19 protein-coding genes are annotated in these 21390 nt (G+C 73.9%); 5 read left to right on the forward strand and 14 right to left on the reverse strand.

Translation table 11 applies throughout. From position 1 onward, the window contains the following. Positions 1-6: 6 nt before the first annotated feature. From D1350_RS04790 to D1350_RS04815, 6 genes are all read right to left on the reverse strand, one after another. On the reverse strand, positions 7-1341 hold the full coding sequence (locus tag D1350_RS04790) for a DUF58 domain-containing protein (protein WP_125774411.1): 1335 nt from the start codon (positions 1339-1341) through the stop codon (positions 7-9). Between the two features lie 15 nt (positions 1342-1356). Next, positions 1357-2331, reverse strand: coding sequence for an AAA family ATPase (locus D1350_RS04795; protein WP_125774413.1), 975 nt, complete (start codon positions 2329-2331; stop codon positions 1357-1359). A gap of 20 nt (positions 2332-2351) precedes the next feature. Then, the gene (locus D1350_RS04800; RefSeq protein WP_240643883.1) at positions 2352-3605 is read right to left on the reverse strand and encodes a DUF4350 domain-containing protein; all 1254 of its coding nucleotides are present in this window, start codon (positions 3603-3605) and stop codon (positions 2352-2354) included. Further along, positions 3602-4294, reverse strand: coding sequence for a DUF4129 domain-containing protein (locus D1350_RS04805; RefSeq protein ID WP_240643884.1), 693 nt, complete (start codon positions 4292-4294; stop codon positions 3602-3604). Before D1350_RS04805 ends, D1350_RS04800 begins: the two co-directional genes overlap by 4 nt. A gap of 8 nt (positions 4295-4302) precedes the next feature. Beyond that, positions 4303-5652, reverse strand: coding sequence for a DUF7544 domain-containing protein (locus D1350_RS04810; protein WP_125774415.1), 1350 nt, complete (start codon positions 5650-5652; stop codon positions 4303-4305). A gap of 137 nt (positions 5653-5789) precedes the next feature. After that, a complete protein-coding gene (locus tag D1350_RS04815; protein WP_125774416.1) occupies positions 5790-6779 on the reverse strand; it encodes a stage II sporulation protein M in 990 nt (329 codons plus the stop codon). 92 nt (positions 6780-6871) lie between these two features. Between D1350_RS04815 and D1350_RS04820 the strand changes: the two genes are divergently transcribed. Next, on the forward strand, positions 6872-7699 hold the full coding sequence (locus tag D1350_RS04820; RefSeq protein ID WP_125774417.1) for an RDD family protein: 828 nt from the start codon (positions 6872-6874) through the stop codon (positions 7697-7699). A gap of 58 nt (positions 7700-7757) precedes the next feature. On the opposite strand, the gene D1350_RS04825 is transcribed toward D1350_RS04820, so the two are convergent. The 3 genes from D1350_RS04825 to D1350_RS23575 are packed head-to-tail and all read right to left on the reverse strand — an operon-like array spanning position 7758 to position 10053. Next, positions 7758-8918, reverse strand: coding sequence for a glycosyltransferase (locus D1350_RS04825; protein WP_125774820.1), 1161 nt, complete (start codon positions 8916-8918; stop codon positions 7758-7760). Positions 8919-8964: 46 nt separating this feature from the next. Next, positions 8965-9915: a DMT family protein gene (locus D1350_RS04830; protein ID WP_125774418.1), complete on the reverse strand. Its 951-nt coding sequence runs from the start codon at positions 9913-9915 to the stop codon at positions 8965-8967. Further along, complete coding sequence (locus D1350_RS23575; RefSeq protein ID WP_164545028.1) at positions 9916-10053, reverse strand: hypothetical protein; 138 nt, start codon at positions 10051-10053, stop codon at positions 9916-9918. It abuts the gene before it with no gap. 147 nt (positions 10054-10200) lie between these two features. Between D1350_RS23575 and D1350_RS04835 the strand changes: the two genes are divergently transcribed. After that, positions 10201-11130 (forward strand): alpha/beta fold hydrolase, encoded by a 930-nt coding sequence (locus D1350_RS04835; protein ID WP_125774419.1) that lies wholly within the window; start codon positions 10201-10203, stop codon positions 11128-11130. Further along, the gene (locus tag D1350_RS04840) at positions 11127-12263 is read left to right on the forward strand and encodes a glycosyltransferase family 4 protein (RefSeq protein ID WP_125774420.1); all 1137 of its coding nucleotides are present in this window, start codon (positions 11127-11129) and stop codon (positions 12261-12263) included. Before D1350_RS04835 ends, D1350_RS04840 begins: the two co-directional genes overlap by 4 nt. On the opposite strand, the gene aroA is transcribed toward D1350_RS04840, so the two are convergent. The 4 genes from aroA to ahcY all read right to left on the reverse strand — a co-directional run bounded on the left by aroA (position 12212) and on the right by ahcY (position 17456). Further along, positions 12212-13534, reverse strand: coding sequence for a 3-phosphoshikimate 1-carboxyvinyltransferase (gene aroA, locus D1350_RS04845; protein ID WP_125774421.1), 1323 nt, complete (start codon positions 13532-13534; stop codon positions 12212-12214). The genes D1350_RS04840 and aroA overlap by 52 nt on opposite strands. A 64-nt stretch (positions 13535-13598) precedes the next feature. Next, positions 13599-14258: a response regulator gene (locus D1350_RS04850; RefSeq protein ID WP_125774822.1), complete on the reverse strand. Its 660-nt coding sequence runs from the start codon at positions 14256-14258 to the stop codon at positions 13599-13601. 8 nt (positions 14259-14266) lie between these two features. Continuing rightward, the gene (locus D1350_RS04855; RefSeq protein WP_125774422.1) at positions 14267-15703 is read right to left on the reverse strand and encodes a sensor histidine kinase; all 1437 of its coding nucleotides are present in this window, start codon (positions 15701-15703) and stop codon (positions 14267-14269) included. A gap of 187 nt (positions 15704-15890) precedes the next feature. Continuing rightward, on the reverse strand, positions 15891-17456 hold the full coding sequence (gene ahcY, locus D1350_RS04860) for an adenosylhomocysteinase (RefSeq protein WP_125774423.1): 1566 nt from the start codon (positions 17454-17456) through the stop codon (positions 15891-15893). Positions 17457-17603: 147 nt separating this feature from the next. Between ahcY and D1350_RS04865 the strand changes: the two genes are divergently transcribed. Then, entirely contained in the window at positions 17604-18761 is a 1158-nt protein-coding gene (locus D1350_RS04865; protein WP_164545030.1) for an acyltransferase family protein, read from the forward strand. Here D1350_RS04865 and D1350_RS04870 read toward each other — a convergent pair. After that, the gene (locus D1350_RS04870; protein ID WP_125774426.1) at positions 18721-19986 is read right to left on the reverse strand and encodes an Nramp family divalent metal transporter; all 1266 of its coding nucleotides are present in this window, start codon (positions 19984-19986) and stop codon (positions 18721-18723) included. The genes D1350_RS04865 and D1350_RS04870 overlap by 41 nt on opposite strands. Before the next feature lie 292 nt (positions 19987-20278). Here D1350_RS04870 and D1350_RS04875 point away from each other — a divergent pair, with 292 nt between their 5' ends. Beyond that, on the forward strand, positions 20279-21379 hold the full coding sequence (locus tag D1350_RS04875) for a quaternary amine ABC transporter ATP-binding protein (RefSeq protein WP_125774428.1): 1101 nt from the start codon (positions 20279-20281) through the stop codon (positions 21377-21379). Positions 21380-21390: the final 11 nt, after the last annotated feature.

A 21390-nucleotide genomic window follows, 5' to 3' on the forward strand; every position in this document is an offset into this window, starting at 1 on the left:
GAGCCCTCACAGGCGTCCCGCGGCCTTGAGCGCGAGGTACGTGTCGGCGAGCCGGGGCGCGAGGTCGTCCGGCAGGGCCTCGACCACCTCCGCGCCGTACCGGCGCAGCATGGTCGTGACGGCCGTGCGCTCGAGGTCGCCACGGGCGGCGGCCGCCGCGTCGTAGACGTCGGCCACCGTCTCGCGGCCGGCGCGCAGCGCGGCCACCTCCTCGTCGGCGACCGACGCGACGACGACCTGGTGGTCGCGCGCCAGCTGGTCGACGACGGGGAGCAGCCCTGACTCCACCACCGCGGGGTCCAGGGCCGTCAGCAGCACCACGAGCGCCCGCTGCGACATCCGCGCCCGGACCTGCGCCACGACGCCCGGCCAGTCGGTCTCGAGCAGCACCGGGTCGATCGTCGACAGACCCTCGGCCACGGCGGGCATGAGACGCGGCCCGGCGGCGCCCGCCACGCGGGCCCGGACGGCCCGGTCGAAGGCCACCAGCTCGACGCGGTCGCCCGCGTGCCCGGCCAGGGCCGAGAGCAGCAGCGCCGCCTCGATGCTCGCGTCCAGGCGCGGCGCGCCGGTGCCGTCGGCCGCCCCCACGCGAGCCGCCGACGTGCGTCCCGTGTCCAGCACGATGAGCACCCGCCGGTCCCGCTCGGGCCGCCAGGTACGCACGACGACGTCGCGTCGGCGGGCTGTGGCGCGCCAGTCGATCGACCGCACGTCGTCCCCCACCACGTACTCCCGCAGCGAGTCGAACTCCGTGCCCTCGCCGCGGATCTGCACGGCGGCGCGCCCGTCCATCTCCCGCAGGCGCGCGAGCCGCGACGGCAGGTGCTTGCGGCTCGAGAACTCGGGGAGCACCCGCAGGCGGCCGGGGACCGGCAGCGTGACCTGGCGCCCCGCGAGCCGCAGCGGCCCGAACGACCGGACGGTCACGCCGCCCGCGACGCGGTCACCGCGCCGGGTCGGCACGAGGGTGGTGACCAGGCGGGCCGACTCGTGGTCGGGCAGGTTCACCTCGTGCCGCCCCGCGCTGCCCTCGCCGCCCTCGGGGCGCTCCTGGGCACCGGCCGACGGCGGCCACGCGTCCCGGACCAGCGCCCGGAGGCGGCGGCCCGACACGTTGGTCACCACCAGCTCCGACCGGGCGGCGTTCCGCAGCCGGACGGACGCCGGCACGCGCCGCTGGACCGCGACGCGCCGGGGCGATGCCGCCAGGGCCGCGTCGGCCCCGCAGGCCACGAGCACCACGAGGAGCCAGAGCAGCACCGTGCCCACCGACGGCACGACGAGCACCGGCAGGAGGCCGACCGCCATGAGGACGGCGGCACGCCAGGTCAGGACCATGTGCGGCGCCCGGGATCAGCGGGGCACGGGCACGGAGGCGAGCACCGTGTCCAGCACGCCCTCGGCGGTGACGCCCTCGAGCTCGGCCTCGGCGCGCAGCTGCACGCGGTGGCGGAGCGTCGGGTGGGCGAGCGCCTTGACGTCGTCGGGCGTCACGTACGCGCGGCCGGACAGCCACGCCCAGGCCCGCGACGTGGCGAGGAGCGCCGTGGCCCCACGGGGCGACACGCCCAGCGACAGCGACGGCGAGAACCGGGTCGCCCGGCACACGTCGACGGCGTAGCCGAGCACCTCGCTCGACACCTGCACGCGCGCCACCTCGGCCCGCGCCGCGTCCAGCACGTGCTTGCCGGCCACGGGGCGCACCCCGGCCCCGGCAAGGTTGCGCGGGTCGAAGCCCGCCGCGTGCCTGGCCAGCACCTCGATCTCCTGCTCGCGCTCGGGCAGCGGCAGCACCAGCTTGAGGAGGAAGCGGTCCAGCTGCGCCTCGGGCAGGGAGTACGTGCCCTCGTACTCGACCGGGTTCTGCGTGGCGATCACGATGAACGGGTCGGGCAGGGGGCGCGGGGTGCCGTCCACCGACACCTGACGCTCCTCCATGGCCTCCAGGAGGGAGGCCTGGGTCTTCGGAGGCGTCCGGTTGATCTCGTCGGCGAGCAGCAGGTTCGTGAACACCGGGCCCTCGCGGAACGAGAACTCGGCGGTCCGCGCGTCGTACACGAGCGAGCCCGTGACGTCACCCGGCATGAGGTCGGGCGTGAACTGCACGCGCTTGGTGTCCAGGTCCAGCGACGCGGCCAGGGTGCGCACGAGCAGCGTCTTGGCGACGCCCGGCACACCCTCCAGCAGCACGTGGCCCCTGCACAGCAGGGCGATGAGCAGGCTCGTCACGGCGGAGTCCTGCCCGACGACGGCCTTGCCCACCTCCGTGCGGACCGCCGCCAGGGCAGAGCGCAGCTCCTGCGACGGGCGCGGGGTTTCGGCGTCCATGGTTGTCTCGATCGGGTTGGTCACGGTCGGTGGACCTCGCTCTCCAGGGTGTCCAGATGACGCGCCAGCTGGAGCAGCGCAGCGTCGTCGGCGGGCGGGGGGCCGTAGAGCAGGTGCGCCACCTGCTCCGTGGGCCGGTTCGTGGCGGCGACGACCGCGTCCACGACGGTGGGGGCGTCGGCAGAGCGGGCCAGGCCGAGGCGCTTCGCGACCCGGTCCGCCGCGGACGCGCGAAGCCCGGCGGCCGCATGGCCGCGGGCGCGGGCGGCGCGGTACAGGCGTCCGCGGCCCCGCGTCGTCTCGGCCGAGCGCACGAGGACCGGGAGGTCCTCGGTGACGAGCGGGCCGAGGCGGCGGCCCCGCCAGAACGCCAGGAACAGCGCGACCACCACGAGCAGCAGCCCGACGGGGGCGGAGCCCGGCGGCAGGGTGGGCGTCAGCTGCCCGCGGTCTTCCTGCACGGTGCCGGTGCTCGTGTCGAACATCTCGGGCACGAACCACACCAGGTGGTCGTGCTCGCCGAGCGTCCACAGCGCCAGCGTGGCGTTCCCCTGGTCCAGCACGGACTCGTTGAGGATCACCGCGGGGTCGTCGATCACGGCGACCGAGCGGTCGTCGGCCCGGACGCGCGCGAACGCGGCGTCGCCCTCGTCATCCAGCCAGCAGAGGACCGCGTCAGGTCCGGTGCCCGCGAGGCCGGGATCCAGGTCGATCGATCCGGCCGCCTCGGCCGCCGGGTCGTCGCACCCCGGCTGGAGCACCCCGGCCTCGCCCCACCCGGAGGTGGTGACGGCGCCGTCGGTCATGGCCTCGACCAGCTCGAAGTCCGGTGCGAGGAGCACCACGTCCGCCTCCGTAGCCGCGAGCGAGTCGATCTGCTCCGGCTCGAAGTAACCCGGGTGGGGGGTGACGAGCAGCGTCGTACCGGGGCCCGCGGCGCGGACGGCGTCCGCGACCGAGCGCACGTGCGTGACGTCGACGCCCTGGGCGCCGAGCACCTCCGCGACGGCTCGGGCGCCGTCCGGGTCGGCGTTGTCGGGCGCGTAGCGGACGCCGGACGACGGCGGCCTGGTCCAGGCCATGAACAGGACGAGCACCACGAGCGTGCCGACCACCGTGAGCGGCCACCTGCTGCGGTGCCATCGGCCGCGCGCGCGGGAGCCTGCGGTGGTGGAGTCGCCGATGACGACGGGCGGCTCAGCGGTTCCGGGTCGCGGGGCGCCCGTGGGGCCGGTGGCCGTCGGCGAGGCGTGGGGTGGGGCGATGGCGGTCACGAGGCACCCCCAGGGGCGTCGGGGGCAGGCTGGTCGGGCGCGTAGCCCGGAGCCGCACCGACCGCGGCGGAGACCTCGGGCCGGGCCGCCGTGACGGCGGCGTCGAGCTCTCGGAGCACGCGGTCGTCGTTCCCGGTGGCCTCGAGCTTGCCGTACTCCGCGTCGTCGAAGAGCCCGGCGCCACGCCGGAGGGCGTCAGCCAGCGCCGGGAGCCGCACGCCGGCGTCGGCCGCGGCCTCCTGCGCCGTGCGGCCCGGGCGGGGGTCGATGATCACGCGCTCCTCCAAGGAGCGCACCACGGCACGGAACCGCTCGATCACTGCGCTGGACCAGTCCCCCGCGGCGGCCGCCGCGTCCGCCGCCGCGCGCATCTGCGCGGACGTGCGCGCGTCGTCCTCGTCGAGGACGACCCCGCCGGCCCGCCGGACGCGGGACAGCCGGACGGGACCGGCGATCCACCAGGCGACCAGCACCACGAGAGCGATCACGCCCACCAGGATGAGAGTGAACTGGAGCGGCGGCACGCCGATGTCGGGCACCCGCACACCCTCGAAGAGGCCGAAGAACCAGTCCCAGGCGCGCTGCAGCAGCGACCTGTCGTCCTGGTAGTCCGGCTTCGCCAGCTCGCGGCGGAGCCACTGGGTGGCTGTGTCGCGGTCGGGGTCGACCGGCACGTCGAGGCGGATCACGCCGGGTCTCACCGGTCCGCGGTCTCGGAGGCCGCGGCGGCGAGCTCGACGTCCAGGCCCTCCCGGCGCATGCGCAGGTCGATGTACTGGAGGGCTACGACGCCGCCGAGCAGCAGGAGCTGCAGGGCGTACGCGGCGACGATGGCCACGCCGTAGGTGATCCCACCACCCTCGGCGCTGCCGACGGCGAAGAGCACGCCCGCCAGGCCTCCGAGCACGCCGGCGATCACCTGGCCCAGGAAGTACACGACGACGTACGCGAGCAGGTAGATGCCGAACAGCCGCCAGAAGCTGCCGCGCGTCAGGACCCAGACGCGGCGGACCGTTTCCCAGAACGGGCGCCCCTCGAGGACGAGGGCGGCAGGGACCAGGCCGGTCCGGACGCCCAGCCAGACGGTCAGCACCAGGAACGCCGGGATGGAGACGACCACGAGGATCCCGGCGAGGGCGCCGCTGTCGTCCAGGCCGACCGCGGCGACGGCGAGGAGGATGACCACGACGAGGACGACGGTGAAGGCGAGGCCCAGGAGCAGCGAGAACCCGATGAGGAACCAGGCCCGGCGTCGCACCTGGCGCCACGCCTGGCTTACTCCGATCTTGCGCCCGATGGCCGACTGCGCCACGGAGAGAGTGACGATGCCGTTCACCACCGGCGCCGCGAGGCCGAGGGTGAGGCTCGCCCCGATCCCGCTCGTGTACAGGAAGCCGACCATGTCCTCGAGGCCGCCGAGGTCTTCGTCGTCGAGGCTGGAGAAGAGGTCCGAGACCATGGCGGTGAAAGGCAGGCCGAGCAGGAAGCCGAGCATGGCAGCCACGATGATCACGATCGCGCTCAGGCCGAGCACCACCGCCGGGTTGTGCCGGATCGCACTGAAGGCGCCGTCATAGATCTCACCCAGCGACAGCGGGCGCAGCGGCACGATGCCTGGCTTGTCGGCCACGGGCCCCGCGGGACCGTACGGGCTGGCGACGCCCTGTACTGGCTGGCCGTACTGCGGCTGGCCGTACTGGGACTGGCCGTACTGGGACTGGCCGTACTGCGGCTGGCCGTGCCCGGGCTGGCCGTACTGCGGCTGGCCGTACCCGGGCTGGCCGTAGGCCGGTCCAGCGGGGCTGGGCTGCGCCGCACCAGGCTGTGCACCGGGCTCGCCGTACTGCGGCTGCCCGTCCACCGGCTGGCCGTCCACCGGCTGGCCGTACTGCGGCTGCCCGTACGCCGACGGCGCCGCGGGAGGCTGCGCGCCCGCCGACTGCGCGTCGTGGCCCGGCGCGTACTGCCCGTAGCGCGGCGGCTCGCCCCACCCGGTCCCGCGCTGGTCGGGTGCAGGCTGGTCAGGTGCGGTGTCGGGCGTCGTCATGGGCTCGCTCCGGTGCTGGTGTCAAGGCCTCCAGGACCCGCGCGCGGAGCGCCGGGTGCCTGTCGCCGCAACCCTAGTACGTCCAGGTGACAGCGGGCGCGCACCCCCGGCAAGGCGTGCGGCGTGCCCGAACGGGCTCAGCCGGCCGTCACCGCCACCTCGCCCGCCTCGTGCGCATCGAGGTCGCCGGTGGCTCCCGCCTCGACAGCACGGCGGCCGAGGATGTAGACGTAGGCCCAGAACGCGGCGAGCACGACCGCACCGATCACGATCTTGAGCCACCACGGCATCGTCGACCCTGTGACGAACCCTTCGACCAGCCCGGACACCAGGAGCGCGGCGGCCAGGCCCACCACGAGCGTGATGATGGCGCGCCCCTCCTGCGCCGCGGCGTCCAGCCGCCTGCGCGGCCCCGGGTCCACGATCGCCCAGAAGAGGCGGATCCCCGCAGCCCCCGCGGCGAAGACGGCCGTCAGTTCCAGGAGGCCGTGGGGCGTGATGAGCTGGAGGAACAGGTCGAGCTCGCCGTGGGCGGCCATCATGCCGCCGATCGAGCCCACCATGACGGCGTTCTGGAACAGGATCCACAGCGGGTAGACGCCGGTGATCCCCGTCAGGATGCAGATCGCGGCGATGAACGCGTTGTTGGTCCACACCACCCCGGCGAACCCGGCGCCGGGGTCGTAGTAATCCGCGAACGCCGTCTCGACGTACTCCTCCTGGTAGCTGGGCGGCCCCATCGCCTGCAACGCCTCGGCGTCGGTGGCGACGTAGAACCCGGCCACGACGGCGACGAGGAGGCATGCGGCCGTGACGCCGTGGATCCACCAGCGGATGCGGTAGAACGCCGCGGGGACCGACACCGTCGCGAAGCGCACCACGTCCCGCCAGGCGGGCTCGTGCGCACCGGCGATCCGGGTGCGGGCGCCGTTCAGGAGGTCGGACAGCCGAGTGACGAGCACCGGGTCGGGCGCCGTGGACCGCACGGTGGAGAGGTGCGTGGCCACGGCCTGGTAGAGGCGCACGATCTCGTCGGACTCGGCGCCGTCCAGCCGCCGACGCCGGGACAGCTCGCGCAGGCGCGCCCACTCCGAGTCGTGCACGGCGGTGAAGGCGTCGAGGTCCACGGCCGATACCCTGCCACACGTGGGCGCGCGACGGGCGCGCCGTCGTCGACCCGGGCGTCCGGACCGCGCCGGGCGAGGAACAGGAGGCGCACGTGCAGGACGGCATCCTCATCGGTGAGGGCGTGGTGCTCGACGCCCGTCCCGCCTCGTTCGTGACCCGCGCGCTCGCCGGGCTGCTCGACTTCGTCGTCATCGGCGTCACCCTGCTGGTCTTCGTCCTGGTGACCGGCGAGTGGCTGCTCCCGGAGGTCGTGATGGGCACCGACGCCGGGCTGATCGTCTACGTCGTCCTGACCGTGACGGTGACGATCGGCGTCCCCACGACCATCGAGACGCTGTCCCGGGGCCGGTCCCTCGGCAAGCTCGCCGCGGGCATCCGCGTGGTCCGCGACGACGGCGGTCCGGTCCGGTTCCGGCACGCGTTCGTCCGCGCTCTCGTGGGACTCATGGAGCTGTGGGCCACGTTCGGGGGCCTCGCAGCACTGGTGTCGCTGACGAACCACCGGGGCAAGCGGCTCGGCGACATCGTCGCGGGCACCTACGCGATCCGCGTCCGGGGTGCTCGCCAGGTGGCCGCCCCGGTGGTGATGCCGCCGCACCTCGCCGGCTGGGCGCACACCGCCGACATGCGCCGCCTGCCGGACGGCCTGGCCCTCGCGGCCCGCCGGCTCCTCGGCCGCGCCGACCGCCTGGCGACGCCGTCCCGCGCGCGCCTCGCCGTCGACCTCGCCGCCCGTGTCGAGCGGTACGTCGCCCCGGGGCCGCCGCCCGGCACGCACCCGGAGGCGTTCCTCCACGCGGTGCTCGCCGAGCGCCGCGACCGCGAGTGGGCGTCGGCCCAGCGCGAGCAGAACCGGGCCAAGGAGCAGGCGGTGCTGCTGCACCGGCTCCCTTACGCGGTCCCGGACCCGCGGGACTGAGCCCACCCACCGCCGAGGTAGTGCCTTCGTCGGACGAAGGCACTACCTCGGCGGAAGGTCAGTGCGCGACCGGCTCCCGGTCCAGCACCTTCTCGTACATCGCCTCGAACGTGCCGAGCGTGGCGTCGATGGCGTGCACCGCGACGATCTCGCGGCTCGCGGCGCCGTACCGCTCACGCAGGGCCACGTCCGTGAGCAGCTCGGTCAGGTGGCCGGACAGCTCCGCGACGTCGCCCGGCTGGTACAGCTGCCCGTTGGCGCCCGGGCGGACCAGGTGGGGCAGCGCCATCGCGTCGGCCGCCACCACCGGCAGCCCGGCCGCCATGGCCTCGAGCGTCACCAGGCTCTGCAGCTCGGCGACGCCCGGCATGCAGAACAGGTCGGCGCGGGCGTAGGCCTCGAGCAGCTCGTCGTCCGTGACGTGGCCCCGGAAGATCACCCGGTCGGCGATGCCGAGGCTCGCCGCGAGCGCCGTCCACTCGGCCCTCTTCACCCCGTCACCGACGACCTCGAGGCGAGCACGGACGCCGTCGGGCAGCATCGCGACGGCGCGGAGGAGCTCGTCGACGCGCTTCTCGGGGTCGAGGCGACCCACGAACAGGACGGTGGGCTCGGCCGCGGGGGCGTGCGGCCGCGGCCGGTACCGCTCGGTGTCGATGCCGTTGGAGACGGCGAAGGCCTGGGTGAGCCCGGCACGCTCGACGAGGAGGTCGACGGCCCGCGGGGTGGGGGCGGTGATGACCTGGGCGCGGGAGTAGATCCGGCCGAGGTCACGCCACATCCACCGGCCGAGGGCGTCGCGCACGAAGTCCGGGAACGGTAGGTAGCCAACGATGTTCTCGGGCATCAGGTGGTTCGTCGCCACGACCGGCCGGCCGGTGCGGCGGGCGGCGTTCACGACGCCGCGCCCGACGGAGAGGTGCCCGTTGGTGTGCACCACGTCGGGGTCGACGCGCTCCATGATCTCGGCCGTCTCGCGCGCGGCGTCCCACGGCATGCAGAGCCGGAGGGCCTCGAGGGGCTGGTACCGCTTCGAGGTCACGCGGTGGACGGTGACGCCGTCCAGGATCTCGACGCCGGGACGTCCGGTGGGCGACGGTGCGACGACGTGGACGTCGTGCCCGCGGGCGGCGAGCCCGGTGGCGAGGCGGCCGGCGAAGCGTGCGGCACCGTTCACGTCGGGCGGATAGGTCTCTGCGCCGACGAGGATCCGGAGCATGTTCACGGGGGTACTCCCGAGGTTGGGTTCTGGAGGGACGGACGGGTCAGACGGCGACGGCGGCTTCCGCGCGGGCGGCGACGGCGTCGGGGTGGTGATGGGCAAGGGTGAGCACACCGGCGGTGGCGGCGACGGCCGCCCCGCCGAGGAGGGCCCAGGTCGCCAGAGGGGTGGCGGTGCCCTCGCCGAGGAGGACGGCGCCGAGGACGACCGCCACGATGGGGTCGACGACGGTGAGGCAGGCGATCACGACCTCGGGCGAGCCCGCGTGGTAGGCGTGCTGGACGAGCCAGCCCCCCACCGCGAGCGAGGCGACGAGGCCCGCGGCGGCGCCCAGCACCGGCAGGTCGAAGATCCCCACGTCGCCCGCGGCCACCGACTGCGACACCGCGCGGACGAGGGCCGACACGAGGCCGAAGGCGGAGGCGCCCGCCATGGCGAGCGCGACGCACCGCACCGTCCCGGAGCGGGCGAGGCCCACCACGGTCAGGAGCGCCACGACTGCGGCGACGCACAGGCCCGCCACGAGCGTGGCCCCACCGGTGGGCGAGTGGCTGGCCGCGGAGCCGGCCGACGCCACCACGAAGACGACGACCCCGATGATGCTGACCACGGCGCCGACCACCACGCCGACGGCAGGCCGGCGGCCGGAGCGTGCCGCGGAGATCAGCACCGCCAGCGGGACGGCGAGGACCCCGACCGGCTGCACCACCCGCAGGGGGGCGAGGAGGAGCGCCACTGCGTGGACCACGGTGCCGGCGCCCGCGAGCCCCAGCCCGGCGAGCCATCGTGGCCGCCGCATGATCCGGATCAGGTGGCGCATCGTCAGGGCCCGGCCGGAACGGCCGGCGTCGGCGGACGCACCGGGATGGTCCGGCCCGTCCGGGTGCCCGGCCCGCACCGCGTGGTGCTGCAACGCCGAGGACACCGCGAAGCACGCGGCGCCCAGCAGGGCGAGCAGGATGGCGGCGCTGTGGCCCCAGGTCGCGTCGCCCACTCAGCTGTCCGGCAGGAGGTCGGCGTGGGGCCTCATGTCGGCGGACATTACACGCCCGTAGCAGACCAGCGAGTGACCGTCCGGTGAACCGGAGGTGACGTCCTCGGGTGGGCGCTCGATGGCGCTGCGTGTGGTCATGGACCAACCGTGGCAGGTCCCGGCCGTCCACGTACATCGGGTTGTCCCCCCGAACTCCTCGGGGTCAACCCCCGACTCTCGTTCGGGGGACGTCTCAGCCCTCCGGATGACCCCAGGAGGTCGACGCGGTGGCTAGGCTCGGCGGCGATGCCACGCCAGCCAGCCCTTCCCTCCCCGTACGCGTCGCTCGTCGCCGGCACTCCCGTCCGGCGCGACGAGGTCGTGCTCCACGGCGTGCCGACGCAGCTCTGGGTCTACGGCCCCGACGACGCGCCGCGGGTCGTGTTCCTGCACGGCTACCGCGGTGACCACCACGGCCTGGAGCCGATCGTCGCCCACCTCTCGGGCCTCCAGGTGGTCGTCCCCGACCTGCCGGGCTTCGGCGCCTCGCCGTGCCTGCCCGAGGGCGCGCACGACGTCGCGGGGTACGCCGCCTGGGCGCGCGCGCTGCTGGCCGCGGTGGCGCCCGACGGCGACGCGGTGCTGGCCGGGCACTCCTTCGGGTCGATCGTGGCGGCCGCCACGCTCGCCGCCCCCACGGCACCGCCGGTGAGGGCGCTCGTGCTGGTGAACCCGATCGCCACGTCGGCGCTCGCCGGCCGGCGGAGGATCGCGACACGCGGCACCGTGCTGCTGCACCACCTGGCGGGCCGGCTGCCCGAGCGGGCGGGCAGCTGGATGCTGCGGCACCCGGTACTGACCCGGGTGGCGAGCATCCTCATGGCCACCACCCCGGACAGCAGCCTCCGTCGCTGGATCCACGAGGAGCACGACAGGTACTTCTCCGGCTTCGCCGACCGGGACGCGCTGCTGGAGGCCTTCGACGCGTCGATGTCGGGCGACGTCGCCTCGGCCGCGCCGCACGTCGCCGTGCCGACGCTGCTCGTCGCCGGCGACCGCGACGACCTGGCGCCGCCCGAGGGGCAGCAGGCGCTGCTCGGCCTCTTCCCCGACGCGCGCCTCGTGATGCTGCCCGGTGTGGGGCACCTGACCCACTACGAGACGCCCGACCAGGTGGCCCGAGAATTCACCCGCTTCGTCGAGGGTCTTCGGCGTGTCGAAGGGCTCCCGCAATGAAGGTCCTCGTCGACTGCCGCTACGTCCGGGTGGGCCGGCACGACGGCATCAGCCGCTACACCGCTGGGCTCGTCACCGAGCTCGCCCGGCTGACGCCCGTCGAGCTGCTCGTCAGCGACGAGCGCCAGCTCGCGCACCTCCCTGACCTCCCCTGGCACCTGGTCAGTGCCCCGACCAGCTGGCGGGAGCCACTCGTCGCACGGCAGGTGCGGCGACTCGGTCCCGACGTGGTGTTCAGCCCCATGCAGACCATGGGCTCCTGGGGCCGCGACTACGGCCTGGTGCTCACGCTCCACGACCTCATCTACTACCGGAACCCGACGCCGCCCCGGGACCTCCCGGCGCCGGTCCGGGTCCTGTGGCGCCTGTTCCACCTCGCGTGGTGGCCGCAGCGCCTCCTCCTGGACCGCGCCGACCACGTCGTCACCGTCTCGCGGACCACGCAGGACCTCATCGCCCGCCACCGCCTCACCCGGCGCCCGGTCACGGTCGTGACGAACGCCGCCGACCCCGTGCCCGCGGCGGAGGCCTCGCTCCCCCGGGCGCCGCGCACGGGCGCGCTCGTCTACATGGGCTCGTTCATGCCGTACAAGAACGTGGAGACCCTCGCCCGGGCGGCGGCGCTGCTGCCCGGCCACGAGCTCCACCTCATGAGCCGCGTCGCGCCGGCCGACCGCGAGCGCCTCACGGCGCTCGCGGGGCCAGGGCGCCTCGTGTTCCACGACGGCGCCACGGACGAGGAGTACCGGCAGGTCCTGCGGGGTGCGACGGCGCTGGTCTCGGCGTCGCGCGACGAGGGCTTCGGCATCCCCCTGGTGGAGGCCATGGCGCTCGGCACGCCGGTGGTGGTGAGCGACATCCCGGTGTTCCGGGAGGTGGGTGGTGACGCGGGCGCGTACGTCGGCCCGGACGACGCCGAGGGTTTCGCGAGCGCGGTCCGCGCCCTGGACCACGACGCGGAGTGGCACCGCCGTTCCGCCGTCGCGCGGGAGCGCGCCGCCCTGTTCGACTGGGCGACGTCGGCGCGGGTGCTCGCGGAGGTGCTGACCGAGGTGGGCGCGCGTCCCCGCGCCCCCCGCCGCTACGCCTCGTCCCAGCGGACCTCGGCGCCGAGCCCGGCGATCAGGTCGTAGAACTGCGGGCAGGTCTTGTCGACGCACCGGGGCTCGTCCAGCCCGACGCCGTCGCCGCCCAGCCCGACGAGGGCGAGCGACATCGCCACCCGGTGGTCGTCGTGGGTCGTGACCTCGGCGAAGCGCGGGGAGCCGGGATGGATGCGCCACCCGTCGGGTCGTTCGTCGACGGTGATCCCCATCGCCCGGAGCGCCGTGGCCATGGCGGCGATCCGGTCGCTCTCGTGGCTGCGGATGTGCTCGACGCCGCGGACGGTGACCGGCGCGTCGGCGAACACTGCCATCGCCGCCACCGTGAGGGCGACGTCCGAGCAGTCGCGCAGGTCCAGGTCGCCGCCGCCGCGCAGGAGGTCGAGCCCCCGGGGCCGGGTCACGCGCACGCCGCGGTCGCCGAGCCACTCGACGTCGCACCCGAACTGCTCGACGATCTCGACGAACCGGGTGTCCGGCTGCCGGCTCCCGCGGACCAGGTTCTCGAGCGTGACCTGCCCGCCCACCACGGCGGGGAGCGCGGCGAAGTAGGAGGCGGTCGACGCGTCCGCCTCGACGTCGAGGTCCGCGGGGCGGTAGCCGGTGGGCGCCACGTCGATCACGGCCAGGTCGCCGGTGCCCGAGACCTCGGCGCCGAAGTGCCGCATGCAGTCGATCGTCATGTCCACGTAGGCGGACTGGACGACGCTGCCCTCCGTCGTGACCCGCAGTCCCTCGGGGAGCAGCGGCGCGCTGAGGAGCAGGCCGCTCAGGTACTGGCTCGAGATGCTGCCGTCCACACGGAGCTCCCGCCCCACGGTCTTCCCGCCGCGCACCTCGAGCGGGTAACGACCCGGCTCGCCCACGGGGACGACCGGTCCGCCGAGGTGAGCGAGGGCGTCGAGCAGCCCGCTCATGGGCCGTGCCGTCATCTGCGGGCTCGCCTCGAGCCGCCACGTACCGGGGTCCCCGAAGGCGAGCAGGCAGGGCAGGAAGCGGGCGACCGTCCCCGCCGAGCCGACGTAGAGCGTGGCCTCGGGAACGGGGCGCCGGGCGCCCACGCCGTGGATCCGCACAGACCCGGCGCCGACGTCGACCTCGCAGCCGAGGTCGCGTGCGGCCGCCAGCCCGTAGCGGGTGTCGTCGCTCTCGAGGGGTCCGGTGAGGGTGCTCACGCCGTCGGCGGCCATCGCGAGGATGATCGCCCGGTTGGTGAAGCTCTTGCTCCCGGGCACGCGGACCGACCCGTCGGCCGGGTCGCTCATCGCCGAGACGGTGACGTGCTCGTTGTGGTTCCTCATGGTGCTCCGAGGATGGCATCGCGGCCGGTCCGGATGTTTTCCGCTCGCATCGTGAGACCTGGGGTCAGGCCCCGAGGTAGCGCAGCACCGCCAGCACGCGGCGGTGGTCGGCGGCGTCGGGCGCGAGCTCCAGCTTGGTGAAGATCGACGCGACGTTCTTCTCCACCGCGCCGTACGACAGGTGCACCAGCTCCGCGATCGCCCCGTTGGACCGGCCCTCGGCCATCAGTCCCAGCACCTCGCGCTCCCGCGGGGTGAGGCGGAGGAGGCCGTCGTCGGACCGGGAGGCCCCCAGGAGCTGGGACACCACCTCCGGGTCGAGGACCGTCTCCCCCGCGGCGACGCGGGCCAGGGCGTCCATGAAGTCGGAGACCTCGGCGACCCGGTCCTTGAGCAGGTAGCCGACGCCGGCCGCTCCCCCGGCCAGCAGCCGCGACGCGTAGCGCGTCTCGACGTACTGGGAGAAGAGCAGCACGCCCAGCCCGGGGTGCCGGGTCCGCAGCTCCAGGGCGGCGCGCAGGCCCTCGTCGGAGAAGCCGGGCGGCATCCGGATGTCGGCCACGACGACGTCGGGCAGCGCGTCCGACGCGGCGAGCCGCGTGATCTCGGCGACCAGCGCGTCGCCGTCGGCCACCGCCGCGACCACCTCGTGGCCGCGGCGGCCCAGGAGGGCGACGAGCCCGTCGCGCAGGACCGCGGAGTCCTCGGCGACGACGACGCGCAGGGCTCCCGTCACGGGCGGCCGGGGCGGGTCGTGGTCGGCAGGGTCACGGTGACCACCGTAGGGCCTCCGGCCGGGCTGGAGACGTCCAGCGTGCCGTCCACGGTGCCCACGCGTTCCCGCAGGCCGGCCAGGCCCGAGCGGCGGCCGTCGGCGTCGGGGGTGGTCACGGCGGCGCCGCCCTCGCCGTCGTCGGTCACGCGGACCTGCAGGCTCCCGTCGAGGCACTCCACGACGACGTCCACCACCGAGGCGCGGGCGTGCTTCGCGGCGTTCGTGACGAGCTCGGCCACGCAGTAGTAGGCGATCGACTCGAGCGCCGGCGCGAGCCGCGCGCCGGGGCCGAGGTCCACCTGCACCGCGACGGGGAGGGGCGCCCGGGCGGCGAGCGTCTCGAGGGCCACGCCCAGGCCGCTGTCGAGGGCCGGCGGGTGGATGCCGCGCGCCAGCTCCCGGAGCTCGGTCAGCGCGTCCTTGGCCGACGCGTGGGCCACGTCCACGAGCTCGGCCGCCTGGCGGGGGTCGCCGCCGTCGCGCAGGTGCTCCTTGGCCTCGCCCAGCTGCATGGCGACGGCGACCAGGCGGGCCTGCGTGCCGTCGTGCAGGTCGCGCTCGATGCGGCGCAGGCGGGAGTCGGCGTTCTCGACGGCGCCGGCGCGCGAGCGCTCCAGGTCTGCGACCCGCAGGCTCGCTGCGGTGGGGGCCAGGAGCGCCGTCGTCAGGAGACGCAGCAGCTCGACGAAGACCCTCTGGACCCACGGCCACACGAAGAGCAGCACCAGGCCGGCGCCGGCGAGGGCCGCCTGGCGCTCGGGGGTGTCCACGAACCAGTCGGTGCCGAACTGCGCGCCACGGTGCAGGGTGCCGTCCGTCGCCTCCTGCAGCGGGAGCCAGCGCGACCAGAACCAGTGCGTCATCGCGCCCAGCGACACGGCGAGGAAGGTGGTGCTGAGGACGAACCCCGCGAGGGTGACGGGGAAGGTCACGAACCCGAAGAGGAGGGCGCGCCAGCCGGCCGCGTCGCCGACCATCGAGCCGATCGCCCGCCAGAAGCCGCGGCCCCGGCGGAACGGGACGGGGTCCGGCACGTCGGTGGCGAGCAGGCTGCGGGCAAGGCCGCGGTACACCGCCCCCCAGCCCCGGGCGCCGACGACGAGCGCCCCGCCCACGAACAGGCCCACGACGGTGACGGCGACCCCCGCGGAGAACGACACCGTGAACAGCGTGTACGTCAGGGCGAACGGCGCCAGCAGCAGCACGAGCCACAGGTAGCCGTACTCCGACCACGTGCGGCGCGCGAGGGGGGCCCGCAGGAAGCCGACGGGCTCGGGGGCTACGGTCTGCCGTCCGGTGACGGGCGGTGCGGTGGCGGCGGGTGGGACGGCGGGCGAGGCAGAGGCGGGTGGGACGGCGCCTGCGGGCGGCGCGGACGCGGAGGTCGAGGTCATGCCGCCAGTCTTCCCGCTGGGCCGGTCGCCGCCCAGGGTGGGGTCCGCCGCCTTGCAGGGGGGATGTCCCCCGTGGCCTGTCCTGTCGGGGCGGCCGACGGGTCCGCTTCGAGAACGCCATCGGGTACCGCCCCCGGTGCGGGAGCGATACCTGATGGCGTTCTCGAAGCGGACCTCGCCGGGAACCTCAGTACCGGTAGTGCTCCGGCTTGTACGGGCCCTCGACCGGGACGCCGATGTAGTCGGCCTGGCTCTTCGAGAGCTCGGTGAGCCGGACCCCGAGGGCGTCGAGGTGCAGGCGTGCCACCTTCTCGTCGAGGACCTTGGGCAGGCGGTACACCTGGCGCTCGTACTCCCGCTCAGCCTCGGGCTTCGCCGCGTCGAGCCAGAGCTCGATCTGCGCGATGACCTGGTTCGAGAACGAGTTGCTCATGACGAACGAGGGGTGACCCGTCGCGTTGCCGAGGTTCAGGAGGCGGCCCTCGGACAGCACGATGATGGACCGCTCGGCGCGCGCGCCGTCGGCCGGGAAGATCCACTCGTGCACCTGCGGCTTGATCTCGGTGCAGGTCACGCCCGGCAGGTCGGCGAGGCCGGCCATGTCGATCTCGTTGTCGAAGTGGCCGATGTTGCCCACGACGGCCTTGTCCTTCATGGCCGCCATGTGCGCGGCGGTGATGACGTCCTTGTTGCCGGTGGTGGTGATGAAGAAGTCCGCCTGGCCCACGACGTCCTCGATGCGGGCGACCTGGAAGCCGTCCATCGCCGCCTGGAGCGCGCAGATCGGGTCCACCTCGGACACGATGACGCGAGCGCCCTGGCCGCGGAACGCCTCCGCGGCGCCCTTGCCCACGTCGCCGTACCCGGCGACGAACGCCACCTTGCCGCCGATGAGGATGTCGGTGGCGCGGTTGATGCCGTCGGGCAGGGAGTGGCGGATGCCGTACTTGTTGTCGAACTTCGACTTGGTGACCGAGTCGTTGACGTTGATCGCCGGGAACAGGAGCTCGCCCGTCTCGGCGAGCTGGTACAGGCGGTGCACGCCCGTGGTGGTCTCCTCGGTGACGCCCTGGATCGCCTGGGCGATGCCGGTCCAGCGCAGCGGGTCGGCCGCGAGCGCGCGGCGCAGCAGCTCACGCACCACGTTCATCTCGTGCGTGTGGTCGGGCTCGCCCGGCAGGGTGTCCGGGGGCACCACGCCGGCGCGCTCGTACTGGAGCCCCAGGTGGACCAGCATCGTGGCGTCGCCGCCGTCGTCGAGGATCATGTTGGGGCCCAGCCGGTCGACTGCAGCGCCCTCGTCCTCGTTCGGCCAGACGAGGATCTGCTCGGTGCAGTCCCAGTACTCCTCCAGGCTCTCACCCTTCCAGGCGAAGACCGGGATGCCCTGCGGGTCCTCGGGCGTGCCGCCCGGGCCCACCACGATCGCGGCGGCGGCCTCGTCCTGGGTGGAGAAGATGTTGCAGCTCGCCCAGCGCACGTCGGCACCGAGGGCCGTCAGCGTCTCGATGAGCACGGCCGTCTGCACCGTCATGTGCAGGGAGCCGGCGACGCGGGCTCCGGCGAGGGGCTGCGAGGGGCCGAACTCGGCACGCAGCGCCATGAGGCCGGGCATCTCGTGCTCGGCGAGGCGGATCTGGTGGCGGCCGGCCTCGGCGAGGGCCAGCGAGCGCACCTTGTAGCGGCCCGGAGCCTCGTCGAAACCGGGCGTGCCCGCCGCGTTCGGTGCGGGGGCCGTCGACGTCGTGGACATGTTTCTCCTCAGAGATCGTGGGTGTCATGTCGTGCGGCGCTGGGGGCTCCCGTTCGCGCTCGATGCGCACGGGTGGTGCGCACCCCCAGCCTACCGAGACGTCAGCCGCCTGGCGTCGTTATCGTTTTGTGACCTAAACTGAATCGGGTGAAGTTCTCCGCGCAGACCCGACTCCCGCTGATCGACGCCCTCCGCTTCGGCGCCGCGGCCGCCGTGCTGCTCTACCACCTGACCGCCACCTCGACGGCGTCGAGGTACTGGGGAGCGAGTCCGGACGAGGTCTTCGGGCCGCTCAACGAGGTGTCCCGCTACGGCTGGCTCGCGGTCGAGGTGCTGTTCATGATCTCCGGGTTCGTCATCCTCCTGACGGCGGAGGGGCGCGGTCTCCGTTCCTTCGTCGCGTCCCGCGCGGGCCGGCTGTTCCCCGCCTACTGGGCGTGCGTGGCGCTCACCGCCCTGCTGCAGTCGCTGTGGCACGACGGCCTCCGGCCCGGGCTGCTCGACACGCTCCTCAACCTGACGATGGTCCAGGACCTGCTCGACGCGCAGAGCGTCCAGGTCGTGTTCTGGACGCTCCTCGTGGAGCTGAAGTTCTACCTGCTCGTGGGCCTGCTGCTCGCGGCCGGACCCCTGACCTCGCGGCGCGCGCTCGCCCTCGCCGTGCTGTGGCCGGTGGTCGGCGGGCTCGCCGACGCGTTCACGTTCCCGGGGTCCGGCTTCCTGGTCTTCCTGCTCGTCCCGCACTACGCGCCGTACTTCTCCATCGGGATCCTCCTCTACCTGGTCCACCGCGACGGGCTCCGGTGGCCGACCGGCCTCGCGCTCGCCGGCGCACTCGCCGCCGGCGTCGTGCGGGTGGTGGGCACGGCGGCGTCGGCCACCGAGCTCCAGGGTGTGCCCGTCAGCCCCGTGGTGGGCACCGTCGGGCTGCTCGCGGGCGTCGGCGCCCTGTGGGCCGCCGCCCGCCTGCCGCTGCCCGGGGCGCCGCGGCTGGGCGCGGCCCTCGCCGTCGGCGGTGCGCTGACCTACCCGCTCTACCTCGTGCACATGCAGTTCGGGTACGCGGCGGTGGACGCGCTCGACGGGGCCGACGGCGCCGTCGGCCCGTGGGGCGCTCTCGCCCTGGCGTGCGCGCTGAGCGTGGCCCTCGCCGCCGTCATCCACTACGCCGTGGAGCGGCCGGGGAGCCCGCGCCTGCGGCGGCTCGTCCTGGGCTCGGACGCTCGGTCGGCGGCACCAGCAGCGGCACGACCCGCGGCCGACCTCACGCCAGCAGCGGCTGGACCACCTTCACCAGCTCGTTGACACCCAGGACCAGGAACAGCGTCGCCACCGCGGCCAGCACCACGTTGAGCCACCACGTGTTGCGCCACCCGGCGGGCACCGCCGACGAGTTGAGCAGGAACAGCAGGGTGACCGCCATGAACGGCATGAACAGCGCGCCCAGCGCGCCGTACGCCACCACGAGCGCGATCGGCCGGTCGAGCAGGAGCAGGAGCATGGGCGGGAACGTGAGCCACAGGATGTACGCCCGGTAGTAGGCGCCGCCCGCGTGGCGGCGCACGTCGTCCTCCGGGATCTTCCGGACGGTGCCCACGAAGTCGGCGAACATCAGCGACACCCCGTGCCACACCCCGAGCACCGACGAGAACGACGACGCCCAGAAGCCGACCAGGAACAGCGGCGCCATGAACGCGCCGTAGCGCTGCGCCAGCACCTCGGACAGGTCGAGGAGGCCGCCCTCGCCGTCGGCGATGGTGACGCCGCTGGAGTACAGGAGCTCCGCGCCGACGATCAGCATCGAGATCACGAAGATGCCCGACATCACGTACGCGGCCGCGTTGTCGATCCGCATGACGCGCATCCAGCCCGGCGCGTGCCAGCCCTTCTCGCGCAGCCAGTAGCCGTAGGCGGCGAGCGTGATGGTGCCGCCCACGCCTCCCGCGAGACCCAGCGTGTAGATGACAGAGCCGTCCGGGATGCGTGGCACCAGGCCGCTGACGACGTCCCCCAGGTGGGGGAGGGTGAGCACCGCCGACCCGACGACCGTGAGGAACATGAGGCCGACGAGCACGGCGATGATCTTCTCGAGCGCCCGGTACCGGCCCGCCCAGACGAGGACGAGGCCGAGCACGCCCGAGCCCATGGCGAACCAGATCACGTCGACCTGGGGGAACAGGGCGTTGAGCGGCAGCGCCGAGCTGGACATCGCCGCGGCGCCGTAGCTCAGGCCCCACACCACGATGTAGATCCCGAAGTAGGTCATGGCCCAGGCGCCGAGCTGGCGCCAGCCGTCGATGATCGTGCGGCCGGTCGCGAGGGACCACCGGCCCGCGCCCTCGACGAGCGCGACCTTGATGATCACGCCCGCCACGGCGGCCCACAAGAGCGCGTACCCGTACCGGCTGCCGGCCACCATCGTCGCCACGAGGTCGCCGGCACCGATACCGGTGGCCGCGACGACCAGCCCCGGCCCGATGACACGCCACCTGACCCTTTCCTGCACCTTGACGTCATTGTCCTTTTCCATCCCATGACGATAGCGGGCAGATACTTCACCCGGAACCCCGGGCGGTGATTTCCCACCTGGCCCGGGGCCTCGCACTCCCGCGCGGGATAGCACCATTTCTTGACCGTTTCAACATCACAACAGGGTAACGATCGCGGCAACCGGACCTATCGGCACCACAGCACCGATCCCGTGGTGCTCACCGAGCCGCTGGACCCCCTCGGGAGCGGCTCCGAATCGTTGCCCGGGCAAGCAGATGGGGCAGGGTGGTGCGGTACCGCCGTCCACACGGAAGGTGGCGAGCCCCGCCCCCATGAGTGATTCCAACAGTCCGCCCCAGCACGCCCTGAGCGTGCGCAACGTCTTCAAGGCCTTCGGCCGACGACCCCAGGAGGTCGTCCGCCGGCTGCGCGCCGGCGCCACCCGCGACGACGTCCGCAACCTGGGCACCGCCGCCGTGATCGACGCGACCTTCGACGTGCGACGCGGCGAGATCTTCGTCGTCATGGGACTGTCCGGCTCCGGCAAGTCCACGCTGATCCGCATGCTCAACGGGCTCTGGAAGCCCACCTCCGGCCAGGTCCTCCTCGGCGACGTCGACATCGCGACCGCCTCGGACCGCCGCCTGCGCGAGCTGCGCCGGACCGGCGTCAGCATGGTCTTCCAGCACTTCGCCCTCCTCCCCCACCGCACCGTCCTCGACAACGCGGCCTACCCCCTGGAGATCCAGGGCATCGGCAAGGAGGAGCGCCGCGCCTCCGCGCGCCGCACCCTCGACCTCGTCGGCCTCGGCGAGTGGGCCGACTCCCTGCCCTCCGAGCTCTCGGGCGGCATGCGCCAGCGCGTCGGCCTGGCCCGGGCGCTCGCAGCCGGCACCGACGTGCTCCTGATGGACGAGGCGTTCAGCGCCCTCGACCCGCTCATCCGCAGCGAGATGCAGGAGCAGCTGCTCGAGCTCCAGCGCACGCTGGGCAAGACCATCGTCTTCATCACCCACGACCTCAACGAGGCCATGCTCCTGGGCGACCGGATCGCCGTCATGCGGGACGGCGCCATCGAGCAGATCGGCACCGCCGAGGAGATCCTCGACGCGCCCGCGAGCGACTACGTCGCCCGCTTCGTCGCCGACGTCGACCGGTCCCGCGTGCTCACCGCCTCGAGCGCCATGACTCCCCCGGAGAAGTCACCGGTCTGCACCGTCTCGGTGCCGCAGGACACGTCGCTCGCCGACGTCTTCGCGCCGCTCGCCGGCTCCGAGGGCACCGTCCGCGTGACCGACGACGACGGCGCGACCGTCGGGATGCTCCGGGCCGAGGACGTCGTCGCGGCACTCGTCACGCCGGCGTCCCCGCACGAGCCGGACGCCGAGCGCCGGCTGCTCTCCGAGAACCTCCAGGAAGGGGACGCCGCGTGAACGCCGCCGAC

It is taken from the genome of Antribacter gilvus (assembly GCF_003946865.1).
Classification (GTDB): domain Bacteria; phylum Actinomycetota; class Actinomycetes; order Actinomycetales; family Cellulomonadaceae; genus Antribacter; species Antribacter gilvus.